This is a genomic window from Olivibacter sp. SA151 (assembly GCF_054130995.1).
Window position 1 is genome coordinate 2,602,679 of record NZ_CP096391.1, and the last position, 18,070, is coordinate 2,620,748.

The 18,070-nt window shown below is 41.0% G+C and carries 18 protein-coding genes; 8 read left to right on the plus strand and 10 right to left on the minus strand.

Annotated elements, in window-relative coordinates; translation table 11 throughout:
* Positions 1-537 precede the first annotated feature (537 nt).
* From M1D52_RS10565 to M1D52_RS10585, 5 genes are all read right to left on the minus strand, one after another.
* A complete protein-coding gene (locus M1D52_RS10565; RefSeq protein WP_437392541.1) occupies positions 538-957 on the minus strand; it encodes a hypothetical protein in 420 nt (139 codons plus the stop codon).
* A complete protein-coding gene (locus tag M1D52_RS10570) occupies positions 954-1,328 on the minus strand; it encodes a PadR family transcriptional regulator (RefSeq protein WP_437392542.1) in 375 nt (124 codons plus the stop codon). Before M1D52_RS10570 ends, M1D52_RS10565 begins: the two co-directional genes overlap by 4 nt.
* A gap of 140 nt (positions 1,329-1,468) precedes the next feature.
* On the minus strand, positions 1,469-3,772 hold the full coding sequence (locus M1D52_RS10575) for a cation:proton antiporter domain-containing protein (protein WP_437392543.1): 2,304 nt from the start codon (positions 3,770-3,772) through the stop codon (positions 1,469-1,471).
* A gap of 113 nt (positions 3,773-3,885) precedes the next feature.
* Positions 3,886-4,917: an LLM class flavin-dependent oxidoreductase gene (locus M1D52_RS10580; RefSeq protein ID WP_437392544.1), complete on the minus strand. Its 1,032-nt coding sequence runs from the start codon at positions 4,915-4,917 to the stop codon at positions 3,886-3,888.
* A 44-nt stretch (positions 4,918-4,961) separates the two neighbouring features.
* Positions 4,962-5,129, minus strand: a complete 168-nt coding sequence (locus tag M1D52_RS10585) for a hypothetical protein (protein ID WP_437392545.1) — start codon at positions 5,127-5,129, stop codon at positions 4,962-4,964.
* A 394-nt stretch (positions 5,130-5,523) separates the two neighbouring features.
* Between M1D52_RS10585 and M1D52_RS10590 the strand changes: the two genes are divergently transcribed.
* The gene (locus tag M1D52_RS10590; RefSeq protein WP_437392546.1) at positions 5,524-6,108 is read left to right on the plus strand and encodes a Crp/Fnr family transcriptional regulator; all 585 of its coding nucleotides are present in this window, start codon (positions 5,524-5,526) and stop codon (positions 6,106-6,108) included.
* Between the two features lie 166 nt (positions 6,109-6,274).
* On the opposite strand, the gene M1D52_RS10595 is transcribed toward M1D52_RS10590, so the two are convergent.
* Together M1D52_RS10595 and M1D52_RS10600 are read right to left on the minus strand one after the other, a co-directional pair.
* The gene (locus tag M1D52_RS10595) at positions 6,275-6,574 is read right to left on the minus strand and encodes a GNAT family N-acetyltransferase (protein ID WP_149105835.1); all 300 of its coding nucleotides are present in this window, start codon (positions 6,572-6,574) and stop codon (positions 6,275-6,277) included.
* A complete protein-coding gene (locus M1D52_RS10600; RefSeq protein WP_437392547.1) occupies positions 6,574-6,807 on the minus strand; it encodes a (4Fe-4S)-binding protein in 234 nt (77 codons plus the stop codon). The genes M1D52_RS10595 and M1D52_RS10600 overlap by 1 nt, the downstream gene beginning before the upstream one ends.
* Positions 6,808-7,088: 281 nt before the next feature.
* Here M1D52_RS10600 and M1D52_RS10605 point away from each other — a divergent pair, with 281 nt between their 5' ends.
* From M1D52_RS10605 to M1D52_RS10625, 5 genes are all read left to right on the plus strand, one after another.
* A complete protein-coding gene (locus M1D52_RS10605; protein ID WP_437392548.1) occupies positions 7,089-7,601 on the plus strand; it encodes a VOC family protein in 513 nt (170 codons plus the stop codon).
* A 230-nt stretch (positions 7,602-7,831) separates the two neighbouring features.
* Entirely contained in the window at positions 7,832-9,343 is a 1,512-nt protein-coding gene (locus M1D52_RS10610) for a sulfatase (protein WP_437392549.1), read from the plus strand.
* A 105-nt stretch (positions 9,344-9,448) separates the two neighbouring features.
* Positions 9,449-9,982 (plus strand): dihydrofolate reductase family protein, encoded by a 534-nt coding sequence (locus M1D52_RS10615; RefSeq protein ID WP_437392550.1) that lies wholly within the window; start codon positions 9,449-9,451, stop codon positions 9,980-9,982.
* A gap of 295 nt (positions 9,983-10,277) precedes the next feature.
* A complete protein-coding gene (locus M1D52_RS10620) occupies positions 10,278-12,083 on the plus strand; it encodes an amidohydrolase (protein ID WP_437392551.1) in 1,806 nt (601 codons plus the stop codon).
* Between the two features lie 84 nt (positions 12,084-12,167).
* A complete protein-coding gene (locus tag M1D52_RS10625) occupies positions 12,168-12,737 on the plus strand; it encodes a YceI family protein (protein ID WP_130855413.1) in 570 nt (189 codons plus the stop codon).
* Positions 12,738-12,846: 109 nt separating this feature from the next.
* On the opposite strand, the gene M1D52_RS10630 is transcribed toward M1D52_RS10625, so the two are convergent.
* Together M1D52_RS10630 and M1D52_RS10635 are read right to left on the minus strand one after the other, a co-directional pair.
* Positions 12,847-13,338: a GNAT family N-acetyltransferase gene (locus M1D52_RS10630; RefSeq protein WP_437392552.1), complete on the minus strand. Its 492-nt coding sequence runs from the start codon at positions 13,336-13,338 to the stop codon at positions 12,847-12,849.
* A gap of 226 nt (positions 13,339-13,564) precedes the next feature.
* Positions 13,565-14,800: an SGNH/GDSL hydrolase family protein gene (locus M1D52_RS10635; RefSeq protein WP_437392553.1), complete on the minus strand. Its 1,236-nt coding sequence runs from the start codon at positions 14,798-14,800 to the stop codon at positions 13,565-13,567.
* Between the two features lie 91 nt (positions 14,801-14,891).
* Here M1D52_RS10635 and M1D52_RS10640 point away from each other — a divergent pair, with 91 nt between their 5' ends.
* Together M1D52_RS10640 and M1D52_RS10645 are read left to right on the plus strand one after the other, a co-directional pair.
* Positions 14,892-15,686, plus strand: a complete 795-nt coding sequence (locus M1D52_RS10640; protein WP_437392554.1) for an NIPSNAP family protein — start codon at positions 14,892-14,894, stop codon at positions 15,684-15,686.
* Positions 15,687-16,145: 459 nt separating this feature from the next.
* Positions 16,146-17,129 carry a FimB/Mfa2 family fimbrial subunit gene (locus M1D52_RS10645; protein ID WP_437392555.1) on the plus strand — a complete coding sequence of 328 codons (984 nt, stop codon included), beginning with the start codon at positions 16,146-16,148 and terminating at the stop codon, positions 17,127-17,129.
* 521 nt (positions 17,130-17,650) lie between these two features.
* On the opposite strand, the gene M1D52_RS10650 is transcribed toward M1D52_RS10645, so the two are convergent.
* Positions 17,651-17,965, minus strand: a complete 315-nt coding sequence (locus M1D52_RS10650; protein ID WP_437392556.1) for a winged helix-turn-helix transcriptional regulator — start codon at positions 17,963-17,965, stop codon at positions 17,651-17,653.
* Positions 17,966-18,070 lie beyond the last annotated feature (105 nt).

The window sequence follows — 18,070 nt, forward strand, 5'->3', positions numbered from 1 at the left end:
AAAGCGGTGCCCAGCCATTTTAATTTGTCCGCGACATTCTTTTGGTGTCGAGCTACGTAATAGGCCGCGAGAAATCGTTCAAAATCGTTTGTTGCTTCATACGAGGCTTGAAGAAATAATTTACTTGCTTCTTCGGGTTGGTTATTATCCTCCATGCTCATGCCCTGAAGGCAGAGTTTAACGACCTTGTTGTTTGGGTTGAATTCCATTTCTTAATTATTTTCTCTGATCAATTGACTTCATATGAATGTTGTTGCTTTCCCAAATTGCCGAAGCGTACAAAGAGATTCGAATTGCATGAGAAATCAATATCCTAAGAGACTACCATGCTGTGTGAAATGTTACATTGGATGCATCTTTTCAATAAAACAAAAGTTGTCGTTCTATCGATACTGAATATGCTCCGGAATACGCCTTTAAAGATATTAATTTATATGTGCTTTGACAACCTAGGGCATCTGTTTTTACTGATACCTTGATGATGGCCTCCACCGGAAGGCGTAAGCCTGGCCTGAGATAGGCGGCAGGAGCTTCCGATTATTCAAAGAGGTCGGTTCTAGCGATCCCCTTTATGGAATTTCTACCTTTCAGCAGATATATACCAAAGTGTAACAAGAGTATAATTGACCAAATAAAGGTTCCAGTCTGAAAGCTCTTGAAACTTTCATTAATACTTGCAAGATCTAGTTTAAACCAGATGAATGAAATAAGAGTAAAAATTAGGAACGTATAGAGATGGAATCGAAAAGTAAGTGAGACAATTGACAGTGATTGATTTGCTTTTTTGCCAAAATGCCATCCTGCAAGAAACATGGAAATAAAGTATAAAGTTGCCAATACCCACGTTAACACATACTGTTGCTGAGTTAGAAAAAAGGACAATAAGTACCGGAATAAAATAGTTGTTCCCATTGCTACGGCTGCATAGCCGATCTGATAGGTTGTTAAGCTTTTCATAACGTTTCCTCCATTTTTAATAGTTTGGTTATTTTAGAGTTGAAAAATAACTGAATGTTCCGTTCAACAAATCTTGTGAACAATTCGTTGCCCAATGCCGTCAGGTAGTAATACTTACGTTCCGGACCCTTGTGGCCTTTTCCACTTTCGAAATCTACTGCTCCTATATGATGGAGTTTTCTGAGATTCCGATAAATGCTTTGTTCTTCACACTGCATAGTGTATTTTGATTCAATTTCAATAAACAGCTTGATTTCGTCTACATATTTTTTGCCATCTTTCAATGCCATAAATATCCAAAGGGTAAGTTGGCCCTTTTTATACGTTTCCTCCCAGGCCGAAAGCAGCTCATCAACTAACTTATTCTTCATGTATTATTCAAGTTGTATAATACAAATGTATAGTGTTAAATTTTAATATCCAAATATTTGTGCTGTGCTGAGGTAGGGTGGAATAAAGGCTATGGCTGCAGGAGGAAGAATAACCTACGGATGCGGGACGAAATCCTGTTTTATACCTCCAAAAAGTTTCCCTGATGATTTTCTAAACAAGCTTTTATTCTACGTGTATCGCCCACGAGCCATACAACATCATTAACGAAGATCATTTCCGACGAACCTGGGTTTAGCATTCGGTTTCCGGTCCTTTCAATACCCACAACCTGGCTACGCAGATCTTTTCGGATACCGGAGGTTTTGATCGTTTTACCGGAATAGGGATTGGCTTCGGTAACCTGTACCTTAATAAGCTGTATATCATTGATGTCAATATCTTCTTCATTATCTGCTTGCTGGATTGTTTGGTCAAATAGTAGTTTTACCTGGGAAATCTGTTCGTCAGTTCCCAATATGCCCACTTTGTCGTAAGGCAATATCCGCTGTTTTCCGTTTGGCAGATGAATGATTCGGTCGTTTCTACGTATATACACAATATGTATCCCGTATTTCTCTTTCCAATTAAGTTCGTACAAAGTCATTCCTGCAAAAAAAATGGTGCCGACTGCTTCCAATTCGGTTACGTAAGCATTCCATTCCTGAAAGTGTTTTTTTGCTTCCTCATTTTTGTGTTGTAGTGCAATATTTCCTTTATTTTGAATGTATGCAAGCCGTTCTCTTTCGTTTAGATTGGATATAAACCGTTGCTCTATTCGCTGGTGAATCTTCTGAACCTTATCTGAGAAAAACCAGAGCAATGCTACAATCACCGGAACAGCGACCATCAGTGCGTATTTGGTTGTCGTGATCTGATCGATAAAGAAACCTATAAGAAATATTCCTAAAAGATATCGGACAGCATGAAGGGAGATAGCCGTCACCGAATAGTTCAGGTAATAAGAATTGACGGTTTCATTCCCGTCTTTTACAGTAATCTTTTTGTTGAGGATAGCCCATAGGAAAGGTGATGCCAGCAAGGTTGCTGCGCTTATCAACACCACATTTCGCCAAAGCACACTTTCTATTTGCGTAGTCAAAAACGGAATGAATGTGTATTTGAACAGCAAGGTAATCGCGACAAGTATAATGCTATTGGTGATCAGGATTCTATTATACTCCTGCAGCATTTTCTTCCAAAGCGGATTGTCTTTATTTTTCTGCGTTTCGGAAGTGTAGACATCCAACCGGGCTACCCATTTTACCGGAAGTATCTTTACAATTGTGCCGTATAATGGTTCCGAAAATTTAATCAGATAGGGTGTGGTAAACGTCGTGATTGCCGATACACCGACGGCAATAGGAAACAGAAATTCTGAAATAACGCCTAATGACAATCCCAAAGCGGCAACAATAAAAGCAAATTCACCAATCTGAGCCATACTGGAACCGATCTGTACAGCTTGTTTTAACGGTTGCCCGGAAATCAAGGCTCCTAACCCACTGAAGAAAAACTTTCCTACAATGGTGAGTGACGTAACGGCCAATATAGGGCCTGCATAGGTATACATCGCTTGTGGATCGATCATCATACCTACAGAGACAAAGAATATGGTGCCGAAAAATTGTTTAATCGGTTGGGTAAGGTGTTCGATCTTTTCTGCCAATACGGTTTCTGCTATTAAAGAACCCATAACAAATGCACCTAATTCGGCCGAAAACCCTACCTGCGTAGCCAACAATACCATGCCGAAACAAAGTCCTATTGCAAGAATGAGCACCGTTTCTTCGTCCATCCACTTTTTGGTCTTTTTTATAAATACCGGCAGTAGATAGATTCCTACTAAAAACCACAACACCAAAAAGAAGCCGAGCTTGAGTACGGTGAAAAGGATTTCTGAGCCGTGAAAAGTTTGTGTTACGGCAACGGTAGATAGCAATACCATCAACAGGATAACAATAATATCTTCTACCACCAGTACACCGAAAACTACTTTAGCAAACTGTTTGGGTTTTAAACCCAGTTCATCAAAAGCCCGCAGAATAATGGTAGTGGAGGAACTTGCCAACATACCCGCTAGGAAAAGACTATCCATTTGGCTCCAACCCAACAAATATCCGGTAAGATAGCCGCCCAAACCTACAAATACAATTTCGATAACGGCCGTAATGGATGCCGAACCACCTACTTTCACCAGTTTTTTAAAACTGAATTCTAAACCTAAACTGAACAACAGCATGATGACGCCAATCTCTGCAAAAGTCTCTACGTTTTCGTGATCAGCGATAGTGGGTAGGTAATTGAAATGTGGGCCAACTAAAAAGCCGGCAATGATATAGCCCAAAACCAGGGGCTGCTTAATTCGTTTAAAAAGAATGGTAACCAAAGCGCCTACCAAGAGAATCAGCGCCATATCTTGTATTAGTTCGGGTAAATGAGCCATCTATATTTTTGTATCCTTTGCTGTTGAGATGTTATTGAATTCTGTTGAAATATTGATAACGGACTAATTGATCAAGCAATAATTTCGCAAAACCTCTTCCTTTATAGCAGCATCTACTTCTGTCGATTATTCTGCCTGACTTGTGGAATCACGCTGGTGCCGATTAACTCAATAGTTCGCATTAACTGCTGATGAGTAAGGCCCGCCATATCCATCTGGAAGGCAAAACGGTCTACTCCACCTAGGGCTTCGCTATGGCGCAATAGCTTTTCAGCTACTGTATCCGGCCCACCGACCACAAGAACACCTTTCGGGGAGATCATATCGTCGAACTGGCTTTTAGTAACGGGCGGCCAGCCGCGCTCACGGCCTATTTTGGTCCATGATTCTTTGTATCCCGGATAATAATCAGCGATCGCCGACTGGTCCGTCTCGCCAACGTATCCCGGCGAGTGCAGTCCCACTTTCAATTCTTCCGGCTTAAAGCCCGCTTCCTCTCCAGATTTTCTGTAAAGATCTACCAGCGGCCGAAATCGCTCGGTCTCGCCACCGATGATGGCCACCATTAAGGGAAGACCCAGCATTCCGGCACGTACAAAAGATTGCGGCGTGCCGCCAGCACCTACCCAAACAGGTAACTTTTTCTGAAGCGGACGTGGATATACCGGCTGATTTTTCAATGCTGGTCTGAACTTACCCGACCAGGTGACAAATTCTTCGTCCCTGATCTGTATCAGCAACTTTAATTTCTCTTTGAACAGAGCGTCATAATCGTTCAGGTTATATCCGAATAATGGAAATGCTTCTGTCGCAGAACCTCTTCCAGCTATCATCTCTGCGCGACCTTTCGAAATAATATCCAATGTTGCGAATTGTTGGAATACACTCACAGGGTCAGAAGTACTTAAGACGGTCACGGCGCTTGTCAGCCGGATCTTTTTGGTGCGGGCTGCTGCAGCTGCGAGTATCATTGCGGGAACAGAGTCCAGGAATTCTTTTTTATGATGTTCGCCGATACCGAAAAAATCATGACCGGCCTCATCCGCCGCAACGATTCTTGCCAGCAACTGCTCCATAGCATCTTCACTGCCCAAATCGTTGCTTCCGTACATCGCTGAAGCAAAACTATCTATGCCTATTTCCATAATAAATGCTCTTGTTTTTTAATAATTTGCCGTATTCAGGTTCCTTAACCCGCACGTTGTGTTAACGATATTTGATTTAGGTTATCTTCCATCATGATGGCTGCTTGGTCGGTCAAGTCTTGATAGTAGAAGTGATGGTGATCGATCAATACGACGATACTGTCTTCCGGACGCAGCAAGGCCTCAAGGCCTCTTTTTACATTTTTTGACATGATGTTCTTTTTTATGGTTAATTATTAAATAGAAATGTGCAACATAGGTAAGAGACACTGTTGGCAAGACGGATGGCCAGAAGGATTTTGCTACGAGGATGATAGAAAGAAAAGCATAGTCCGGATCTCATAATATCTTGTGTTTGTTAATGCAACAAAGTTCGTGATCAGGAGAAATCTCAAAGATGATATTTGTCAGAAAAACCCGTAGATATTTGTCTATTAATTTCTTCGCTCGTACACTTGGATTAAAAACAATGAAGGCATCACAATTCATAAGTATCTATTTATCAATCAATTAGACAGTATTATCTCCCGCTATGCTAGTAAGAGTCTGCATTTAATTTTATATTTGCCTGAACAATTTATATATTTAAAGATACGCGAGATCGATATGTACGACGCTTTTTTTGACTACCTGAGTAAATTCAGCTCTGAGCCGCTTTCAGACGATGATAAGGCATTAATAAGGCGAACATTTATTCCATCGAAATTAAGGAAAAGACAATTTATGTTACAGGCCGGAGACCAGTGTAAGTATTTTGCATTTATCGTAAAAGGTGCAATGCGAATGTATTCAGTGGATGATAAAGGCACCGAACACATTGTACGGCTAGGTGTAGAAAACTGGTGGATGGGTGATATGGAAAGTTTTGTGATGTTCCTACCAAGTCCCTATCATATTGAGGCGTGGGAGCACTGTGAGCTGCTTTATATTACCAGAGAAGGTGCTATCGACCTGCAGAAGAAGGTCTTGGCGTTTTGTGAAATGAAACAGCAACTTGACGAGCGCAATCATATGGCCAACAATAGGCGCCTGGCCTCTGCCATAAGCGCTCCCGCAGTTAAGCGTTATACTGATTTTATAGAATGCTATCCTGAACTTTACAAACGTTTCCCGCAGCATATCCTCGCTTCCTATCTTGGTATTAATAAGGATACGTTAAGTCGTGTCAAGCTCCAGCGCTACCAAAAATAACCCGAACGATAAAGAATGTCCGGTTTTATCGTGCGTACATTCAGAAGAATTATACATGTAGAAAAAGGTGTAAAAAACACATGCGTCGGATTTACGTCGCGCAGCCCCTGATTTAACGTATTTATATCTAAGAGCGAAGAATCCGTTTATATGCCGCGGTATGACATCAATGCCAGTTCTTTTCCCATACATCCTCATATTCTGCAGGGTGGCGTCTGAATTGCATATTCACATAGGGGCAAAGCGGTATGATCTTCAAACTCTTCTCTTTTGCATAGTTTACCAGTTTTTCGAGCAACAACTTTGCGAAACCCCGTCCTTCAAACTCCGGAGCCACTTCGGTATGGAATACGGTCAATCTTCCATTCGTGATGGCAATGTCCATTTTACCGGCTTTGATCTCGTCAGTGAAGAGCTCTACCTCGCCGTAGGCACGACCCTTAAAAACTACTGTTGTCCTCTCCATTATGGTTTAGTTTCGTCTCCGGTAATGTTAGTTTGAATGCTCAATGCCCCCGAGGGGCAACTGGCAATCTGATCGATCAGTTCCTGAGTAGTCGCATTTTCCGGTCGTATCCAGGGTCTGGCTTTGAGATCATAAACCTGAGGGAGTGTCCGGACACAAAGGCCCGAATGAATACATACTTTTGGTTTCCAGAGGATGATAATATCACCATTCAGATATTTTAGTGTTTCCATAGCGTACTTTTGAAACTTAAAGTTAAAACTTATAAAAGCGCACAGTTAGCAAGTCAAAACCGCCTTCTGTAACGACTGATATAAGTTGACACACAAATCTCTGTAATCAGGCTAAAACATAAAGATGACATTTATCGCAAAAAGTAGTAGATAAAAGCCTACATACCGTTCGGGCACGACTAACTTATCCTTATTTCATCGACAATTATCTACGTTGTTTTTCTGCAAATATCGTCTTTCCGATTCGCCAAAATTTCGAAATTTGTTAACGGCTGACATGAATGTTAATATCAAAACGAATGAAGGATTATAAAGTACCCGCACAAACCCGCATCGGGCATGTGCATTTAAAAGTTAGCGATATTCAAAGATCACTGGCCTTCTACCGAGATCTATTAGGGTTTGAGCTGGTTGCTATGTACGGCAATCAGGCTGCCTTTATCTCAGCAGGCGGCTACCATCACCATATCGGACTGAACACATGGCATAGCAAGGGCGCTGGTCCAGCACCGGAAAATGCACCGGGTTTATACCACACGGCAATTCTATATCCCGAGAGAAAGGATCTAGCTGCTATTTTGCAAAGGTTGATCAATGAAGAGTATCCAATTACCGGTACATCAGACCATGGGGTATCTGAAGCGATTTATTTAGACGATCCCGATGGCAATGGTGTGGAGCTGTATTGGGACCGTCCGAGTGATAAATGGCCAACTGACGAGCAGGGCAAAGTGATCATGTATAACCGCCGGCTAGATATGGAAGGGCTGCTCAGCTTATTGAATCATGACTAAACTTAAAGCCACCGATTCTTCCCGCAATATAAAACGGTGTGAGATTATGATAGGAGATAAATATATCCTGGAATATTGATTATAGAGAAGCAAAGATGAAAATTTGAGACAAATAGACTATAAATTGATCAACCAGGTCGTTCACTTTTTTTTAGCTTTGAATAGTCGCCATAACATTACTAACCTTTACAGGTGGCGACATTTTCCGATTACGTCAATTATCGATCAAGATGATAAAAAAGAAAACCTGGAGTCTCTTTATAATACTTTTATGTATAGCCGTATGCCCACTATCAGGACAGGCCATTAACGAGAATAGCAAACAAGAACGGCCCAATATACTGTTTATCCTGGTGGATGATTTAAAACCGGCCTTAGGCACCTATGGAGACCCCGTGGCCATTACGCCGAATATGGATAGGCTCGCGACAAAGGGAATGCGTTTCGATATGGCTTATGCTAATCAAGCAGTATGTGCACCTTCCCGTTTTAATTTAATGTTGGGAAGCCGTTCTTCGTCGTCGGGCATTTATGGATTTGGCCAGAATTTCCGCGACTATTATCCAAATGCTACAACATTGCCCCAGTTTTTTAAAGGACAGGGTTATCACACCGAGTCAATGGGTAAGGTGTTCCATATCGGGCATGGTACCTACAATGATGAGCAATCGTGGAGCGTGCCCCATCATAAAGATTTGGTCATAGAATATGTCGATCCGGCAAGTAAGCAGGAGGGCTTCACCCGAGAGGAGGCGCTGTTCTCAAATCAAAGTGCAAAAGGTTTACCTCGGGGAGTGGCATGGGAGTCTCCGGAAGTTGCTGACGATGCATATGCGGATGGACGAACGGCCGCTCGGGCAGTTAAGCGGCTAAAGGAGCTGAGTGAGAACAAGCAGGATGATCAACCTTTTTTTCTTGCAGTAGGTTTTGCCCGACCCCATCTTCCGTTTTCAGTGCCCAAAAAATATTGGGATCTTTACCAAAAGGAAAACCTTCCTTTGCCTACCTACGAGAAAGCACCGGAAGATGCTCCATCTTATGCTGTAAAGCGTGACACGGAAATTGATCAATATAAGCCGGTACGACCGTCTTCAGAGCAGGATCCATTTCCGCTCGAATTAAAACAGCAACTTATTCATGGCTATTATGCCGGAGTTAGCTATGTAGATGCGCAGATTGGCAAGGTGCTACAGGCCTTGGAAGACTCGGGGCTTGATGAAAACACCATTGTTGTGCTCTGGGGAGACCACGGTTACCACTTGGGTGAAATGGGAATATGGACCAAGCATGTCAATTACGAACGCGCTAACAAAATTCCGCTGCTTATTGTTGCCCCTGGTGTTTCGCAACCCGCTACGGCAACTTCTGCGCTTGTTGAAACGGTAGATATTTATCCAACCCTCGTTGAGCTTGCCGGTTTTCCGCAGCCCAGAGTTGAACAGCCTTTTGATGGTGTCAGTTTGGTGCCGCTATTCCGCAATCCCAAAGCTAAGATCGGTGATCATGCCTACCATTGCTTTCCACGTGGTGGACGTTTGGGCCGAGCTATTCGTACAGACCGCTATCGTTTGGTGGAATGGAAGAAAATCGGGGAACCGGTCGAATCAGCAGAATATGAATTGTATGATTATCAGTACTCGGATGTAGAGATGAAAAACATCGCGAAGGATGAACCTTCCATTTTGGAGGAGATGAAGAAGATATTAGCCTCGCATCCCGAAGCTGTTCCATCCAAACCTTAATATTTATTACCTGACTAAATGTAATCGGTTTAATTTTGTCGCATTTTTCCAAAGTGCCAATAGTTATCTAAAACTATTTTTGTAGAAACATTAAAATAAAGGAAAATGCGAAAAATATCACTTTTCATTGCGATGAGTTTAGATGGTTACATTGCAAAACCTAATGACGACCTCAATTTTCTAAAACTTGTCGAAAAAGAGGGCGAAGATTATGGCTATACTTCGTTCACAGATACAGTCGACACATTAATTGTTGGTAGAAAAACCTATGATTATGTCCTCAAAGAAGTCGGTTCTTCTCATTATGACAACGGGCAGAGAGATGTTTATGTAATAACAAGAAATCAACGACCAAATGCAGGTAGAACAATTTTTTATACAGGAGATTTGGTGGAATTGGTAAAAAGACTAAAATCAGAAAACGGCAAGAACATTTATTGTGATGGGGGAGCAGAAATAATAAATGAGTTGTTAAAGCATGACTTAATAGACGAGTTTATAATTTCCGTTATACCGATTTTGTTAGGCGATGGAACAAGACTTTTTAAGGACGAAAGGCCTGAACAAATGCTTGAACTCCTAACCACAAAAACCTACGATACCGGATTGATACAATTGCATTATCGAAGAAAGCGGTGAAAGCTAAATAGAAACTGATAACGAGGCATATGGTCTTGACTTCGACTTAGTAATTTGCTTTTTTTATTTTTTCAACAGGCATAGTGCCAAACGCCGGACAACAACTTCGCACTCCGGGTGGGTACCGTTCATTACCCAAAACAGCTGTTATTCCTGATACGTAGACATTTGCCGATTGAATTTTTAGGCAAATGTCATCTTCTAACATTTTGAGGAAAATTAATTTTGGATTAAATATCCGAGTGCCATTTAAAGAATTACAGGACAATCAAAAATTAATTTTTAATAGTAAACTATGAGAAGACTAATCGTTCTAGCAACAGCTATAATCAGCATTGTATACAGTAGAGCACAAACCACTGAACAATTAATCGGTGCCGATATGATCGTGTTTAATGCAAAGATCACTACCGGAAGCCTAACCAAACCCGAAGCTTCTGCACTCGCAGTAAAACGAGGTAAAATTTATGCTGTAGGCACAGATGTCGAGATATTGAAATTGAAAGACAATAGCACCAAGGTCATCGATGCAGGTGGTAAGCGGTTGATACCTGGTATCAATGATGCCCACATCCATATATTAAATGATAGGAGTTACAATTACAATGTCAGATGGGAAGGCGTGCCGACTTTGAAGCGTGCATTGGAAATGTTAAGTGAGCAGGCAGAACGAACTCCTGAGGGCCAATGGGTAAAAGTGATCGGGGGTTGGTCGCCATATCAGTTTAAAGAAAATCGATTGCCCACCATCGACGAAATTCGAAAGGCAGTTCCGAACAGACCTGCGATTGTACAGTATGCTTACAACCGGGCATTTTTAAACGAAATGGCTATGAAAGCTTTTGGAGTAGGTACCGATCGTTTTCCGGCGTTGCCGGGTACGGTATTCGAAAAGGATAAGAAAGGAAATTATACAGGGGTCGTAGATGGGTATACATTTACGTTTATCTCACTGGAAGCGATGGTACCACAGCCTTCAAGTGATGAGCAGCTTAGTTCAATTGCAAATGTAATAAATAGTCTGAACCGCTTTGGAGTTACTTCAGCTGTTGATGGAGCCGCTTTGATCGGCCATCCTCACGGACATACGCAAATACAACAACTGGCGAAGGAGAATCGTCTAAACATAAGGATGCCATTCATAGACCTTCAGTACGGTGATACGAACAGTGCTAGTTTGGTAGATGCAGAAATTAACGCGGTAATAAAGAAATCCCCTATCAGTCCGGGAGAGAATCTGCATCCGACTATGGCACATGGTCATGAATATGAAGGTGCCGGCGAATTGCTTAGAATGGAACTACATGACCATGAAAACTTCGACAGACCAGCTGTAATTATCGATAAGGAAGTAATGCGCCGTTACATTAGAGAAGACATTACCAAGCTCGTTGAGAAAGGAATCCCTTTTCGCATGCACATCAGCTACGACGAAAATATAACTCCGTTCCTCGACGAACTCGAAGCAATAAACAAAAAGACACCATTGGATGGTTTACGCTGGAGTATTGAACATGCCGAAACGATATCTCTTGAGAATGCTGCCAGAGTAAAAAAACTAGGAGGCGGTATCGCTTTAGATACAAAGCTGGCCATGCATGGCGAAGCTTTTGTAAAAACCTATGGAGCAGAGAAAGCATCACAAACCCCGAGATTACGTGATTTGTATGATAGCGGTGTTCCACTTACGATGACGACGGATGCATTTAGGGTCGCTTCCTTTAATCCATGGATAGGCATAAGTTGGATGACCACAGGGAAATCAGTGTCGGGTGCCGAAATATTGGCAAAAAATAATCGGTTAACAAGAGAAGAAGCCTTAAAATTGTTTACGGTAGCCCCAACCTGGTTTGAAGATCAAGAGCGTGAAATGGGAAAAATCATTCCGGGTCATTTCGCAGATTTCGTCTTGCTTAATAAAGATTATTTTACCATACCGGATGATGAAATAAAAACAATCTCCTCCTTATTGACCGTCGTAGACGGCAGGGTGGTTTTTGGCGCAGACGAGTACAAAAGCCTGTCCCCGAAATTACCTGAAACACTTCCCGTATGGTCGCCATTCAAATATTATGGCGGGTTTTATAATAATAAGGATTAAAGTTTATGATTTAACGACCTCTGTGTATTTCTAAATAACGGATTACTCCCTTTTGCCAACTTTCGTGTAAAACAAACTCAATTTATGAAAAGATTTAAATTAACTTTTTTTCTTGCGATTACAACGCTGTGTGCTTCGGCACAAAAGTGGAAAAGCGACCCGGAGCATTCAAGATTGGGTTTTAGGATAGAGCATATGCAGATTTCAGAGGTCAATGGCATTTTTAAAGACTTTGAAATAGAGGTTAAAGCCGCGAAGCCGGATTTCAGTGACGCCGTGATAGCATTAAGGGCTGAAATCAGCTCAATTGATACAGAAGTAGAAGCACGCGACAAGCATCTGAAAGATAAGGACTTCTTTGATGCTGAAAGCTATCCAACTATTCAGTTTAAAAGTAAATCTATATCAAGAATCGATGAAAATAGATATTCCGTTACCGGAATGTTAACGATGCATGATGTAACCAAACAGGTTACGATGGAGATGGTACACAATGGGACAATAAACAATACAGTAACGAAAAAAAGAACGGCAGGTTTTCAGGTTACCGGTACGATTAGTCGTTCTGATTTCGAAATAGGTAGCAAGTTTCCTGAAAAATTGGTAGGTGATAGCGTTTTTATCGTCGCAGATGCTGAGTTGCAGTTACAGTAAGATGATCTGAAATCAAAACGAATACAAAACGTGATACACACTTTAAGAAATGAATACGCTTAGTTATTGATTATTTGCACTGCTCTACTACAGGCTGGAATAAACGCTGCTAAAAATTATCCAGCCTGTAAATAAACTCTTCTATCTCCAGTTGCCGTGCATTAGCGTAGCCCCTGTCTGTACCGATTTTTACAAACCCGCACTTCTCTAAAACTCTCCGAGAACCAAAATTATCAAACGCAACGCGTGCGAAAATAGGACGTGTAGTTTCGATGGCAAGAAAGTGCTTTAAAGCATACGATGTAATGCCTTTTTTCCAATACTTTTTGTCTATCCAATAGGTAATTTCGGCATTTCCTTCCATAACAAATTTCGCTACGCTTCCCACGATGATCCCATCCACAACAATGGTAAAGTTATTGACAGTAGGGTCATTTAACAACTTGGTGTATTTTTCTAAATATGCACTTTTATTAGTTGGATCTTTTGACGTAAATGCCGCCAGATAATTTGCCTCCGGATCCAGTTGAAACTGAAATAAACTTTCCAGATCTGAAACTTTAGTCTTTCGAAGATGAATATTAAGTTTATCATTAACCATAGCGTAAATTATTATCACAATGTAATTTTGTCAAATCTACTACCCTGAGCCAAAAGATAGGAATAGAATAATATTACAATGATAGGGCCTTTTCTACAAATGAACGAAATATTATGGTTTTTATAAGGTCCAATGTATTTGCCATAATGACTTAAAAGTATCCCGATTCAATAGCAAGCAATTAGCTACCTAGGTGTTCAGCTAATTGCTGTGGCTCTGTAATAGGTCAGATTCCATAAGGCTGGAGAATTTTTAAAATCATGGGTCGGATCTTCTGAAGCATCCGGTCGAACCCAAGATCGTTGGGGTGAATGCCGTCTGTAGTCCCTTCCTGATCGCCCCCTAATAGGCCCTCCGCATAGATAAGATACAAGTTCGGGTCGTGTTTTTGCAGCTTTTTGATCTCTGCCTCAAAATAGTTGTTTTTTAGCAATACTTTGGTGGCAACTTCGGTGTCAAAATTTCCCTTTTCTCTCGCTATGCTTTGTATGGCGATGATGGGTATTTTAGGATGTTTTTTGCGAATGGTAGTAACGAAATCAGCTGTTCTTGTTAGCACTTCCTCCGGCGACGGATTGGGGACGCAATCAAGAATTAAAGCGTCCATCGACAGATCAGATATTAAATTCGCAACGTCAATTTCCATTTTTGCACTCCCACTGAAACCAAGATTAATAAAGTTTAGTCCTGTTTCTCGGGAAAGTCTTGCAGGATAAGATAAACCAGGTCGGCTTGCAGATGCTCCCTGTACAATGCTCGAACCATAAATCACAATATTTTTTTTAAATGGGTTACCGGAAGGGCTAATGGTTGCCCCGGAATCTACACCAATTTGAAGTGATATAGTCTCATCATAAGTAGGGAGGAAAAGCAGGCATGTTTTATTCCCGGCTGCCATATTCGCTACAATGTCAACCTCATTGCAATCATGGGATTTTGGGCGAGCGACACCTGCATATTGCCATCGGTCATTTCGTTTAATATAAAGGTCCATGCCCTCAACGGCCAGTCCTGTCATATTATCTGTTGGAATTCTAGAGCCTGTACACCATTTAGCCGCTATTTTGGAACTGGTGGTCTCAAAGGTAATGGCCAGACCAGCAGAATGTGTAGCTAAAGCTTTTACCGCTTTCGGAAGATTGGGAGTTGCAACTGTGTCCAAACGATGGTAGAACGGACCTTTATGACGCACCTTGCCCACTAATGTAAGCTCACGCGCATCTATAAATACCGTTTTGGCCTCTTGACCAAAGCTATCAAGTGCGAAAATTAGTGATAAGAAACTTAATGTTAGAACGGAAATATAGCTCATCATAAACTGTTTTAACGGACAAGATAATAATTTTATTTTTTCTGCGAAGCGCTGATTTTTTCCTTGCCATACGCTGGGAACGGTTTGGTAAAATATAAGCCAAGCCCCGTTGAAGATTCTCCATGTTTCTTTACATACCGCATATATCATATTTAAATAATAACTTGGTGGATTGAAACTTGCAAATAGATCCAAAATCGTTATCCTTGTAAAATTTATCGCTGTTAAACTGACATTTAATATGAAAAGACGCGTTTTTTTTAAGACGACAATCGTAAGCAGTGCTGCCGCCGCAATACTACCGCAGATTGGTTTTGCTCAACTTAAACCTAGCAATAAGATGCGGATGTATTATGAACTTAGAACCTATACGTTAAAGGATGCTGACCAGCTGAGCCTGGTGGAAGATTATCTTGAAAGAGCAGCAATCCCCGCATTGAACAGGTTGGGCATTGAAAACATCGGCGTATTTACCGAACTTAAGTCTTCAGGACAATCAATAGTGATTGTGTTAATCCCTTACCAATCACTACACGAGTTTGAGACGATAAATGATAGGCTTGAACAGGATAAACTTTATCTTACAGAAGGTGTCTCATACCTGAATGCTCCGGCAACAAAACCGGCATATGAGCGTATACAAAGTTTCTTACTTAAAGCCTTTAAAAACATGCCCGGCATAGAGCTCCCGTCGAAGGATAAACGTATTTTCGAACTGCGTAGATATGAGCACGCGAGTGAGGCTGCAGGGACAAAGAAGCGCGAGATGTTCAATGACGCGGGGGAGATTGAAATTTTCAAACGGCTGGGTTTTAAACCGGTTTTCTTTGGAGAAACGATCATTGGAGAGGCCCGCCCGAACCTTATTTATATGGTTACCTTCGATGATATGGCCGCACGCGACCAACATTGGAAATCTTTTGGTGCTGATCCGGAATGGAAGAAAATCAGTGCGATTCCGGAATATGCGGACTCAAAGCTTGTATCTAAGATAACGAGCACATTTCTTCAGCCAGCGGAGTATTCACAGATTTAGCTAGGACGAAGATATGGCACTCTATGTTTTCTAAAATGAGACGGCTTTTTTGTGCTCAATTTTCAGCAACGCAATCCAAGAGTTCCGCCTGCCTTGGTTTGGATTACAGCAATTGCCTGTGATAGGGAGCTGTTTTTTAGACACTCTTTTGTTAAGTTTTTGTAAGCACATAAATTAGGTAAAAAAGTTTCGTACCGTTTAGTCAACTCCGTTGGCTGAAACCAAATGGACGATCCTTTTTCAAAGCATCTTTGCCTTACCGGCTAAAAAAAATCACAAACTATCTCGAAATATCATTTTTTTTCACAGAAAAATGCCACTGAATCTGTCCGAAAATTCTTTGCCTTCTGCTACGAAAGAGATTTAATTTTGTGTAAGACAGGCTTTTAACGTTTTTCTTGTTCAATGCCCAAGCGGACGATACTATTATAAACAATTATTCTTAAATTAATTTCTGCTATGAAAACTTCCACACATTATTCATCTAAAGGAGCTTTTCTGCTGCTTTTCATCATTTTGTCGATCTATCTGACTGGTTGCAATAAAACCACGGATTTAGTGCCTGCAAAAGACGAAAAGCTGTATGATGCAACATTTAAAACGACCGGATTTAACATAAAATCAGAACCCATGGGAAACGGTCAAATGCAAAAGGTAGCAAGTCGTCAGTCGACGGCGACAGTTCAATCAGAAGATGCAGTTCAAAAATACCTAGAGAAGTTAGACTATTTTTTGTACGATGAAACCGACCAGCTGCTGCAGCATCGTAGCCAATTAAGAAAAGTGGCCCTTCCGCCTTATGCTTATTTTGGAGAAACCGCATTCACACTTCCAATTGGGAATTATAAATTGATTGTCGTTGGCTCGATGGGAACAACTGTCTTCCGAGATTCTGCTCAATATAATACAGCCTATCTTGCACCTTCGAAAGCTATGGAAGACATTTTTTATAAAGAAATCCAGTTTGAGGTGAGTGGTACCGAAGATGTAAATGAAACCATTAATATTGAACGGATTGTAGGAAGCCTGGAAGTCAAGTTGACCGAAAGTGTAAATGATATATGGGGTGACAGACCAATCGTTTACGCAACAACAATTGTTAAGTATCCTTTTAATCCTAATGGCACGCATGAATCCGATGTCTATTTTTTGCCGTTCATTAGCGGACAGGTAATCCCGTGGACTACTCAGAATTTTGTTTTGAGAGGTTATATTCTTCCCGATAGAAGCGGTCACTTCAACGTTGACCCCTTTATAGAAATTCGTGGTCAGCGCTCGGGAAATATTGCTTATAAAGATTTTCCGAACGATATTGTTATTTCACCTAACAAAAAGCTCATTATTGAAGGTTCGGTAACAGGGGAACATAAATATCAGCATTTTACAATATCGGCGGATTCGACTTGGGCAGATACAGATAGCATTACTTTTGATCCGGAATAACGGCTTATGGCGGTAATTTTTAGAAACTTAAATGCGCCTAATATCCGCCTGGATAGAATTGAAGAGGTAAACGACATAGCCACCTGTATTTGCTACAGCCGCGGAGAGGTGGCTTTTCGGGCTCATCTTTAAAGATTTTGTTCTCCTGATACTGTTTTGTATTTTCTTCCTCGCCATAACGATTTAAAAGTACCCCGACCGCGGAAAATATAATAAAACTGTAAATTCGTGATTTAGTATTTACAGATATATATTGAAGCCGTTTCTTGTTTTAAGAGGCGGTTTTTTTGTTAAGTTTTAGTAAGCGGTATAATTAAGTACAAAAAGCTACCCACTTCTTGATCAACTTTTGCTTTAACTCCAATAGCTGATATTTCCTGTATAAAGTAAGTTCTCAATGGCTAAGGAACCTGATTATTTTAATTTTCAAGTGATATTAATGGAAGAAATCGTTCAAAGTGCTTACAGGGCGCTAATGTGCATTTAATCGGAGATTGTTATAGTATTTTAAGTTAATCATCCTAAACCCTTTCTTTTTTCCATGCTGCTATATGAGCTAACAACGGGCAAAGGCTTTTCCCATATTCTGTGAGCGCATACTCTACGCGAGGGGGAAACTCGCCGAACTGTTTCCTGCTAATTAAGCCATCCGCTTCAAGTTCTTTCAATTGTTCAGTTAAAACTTTTTTTGAAATAGCGGGTATCCGAACACTGATTTCTCCAAATCGTCTGGCATGCTTAGAAAGCACACGTAAAATAATTAATTTCCACCGTCCCGCAAACAAAGCTATAACTTCCGTAACAGGACAGTCAGCATAGTCGTTTTTATTCTTCATTAGTCACTTTTAGGTTACCACCTTTTATTGTTATTAACAACGGGCAAAGGCCTTTTGCAGTATCTTAGCCTAACAAAAGTAATCATCATTTATATTAAAACAAAT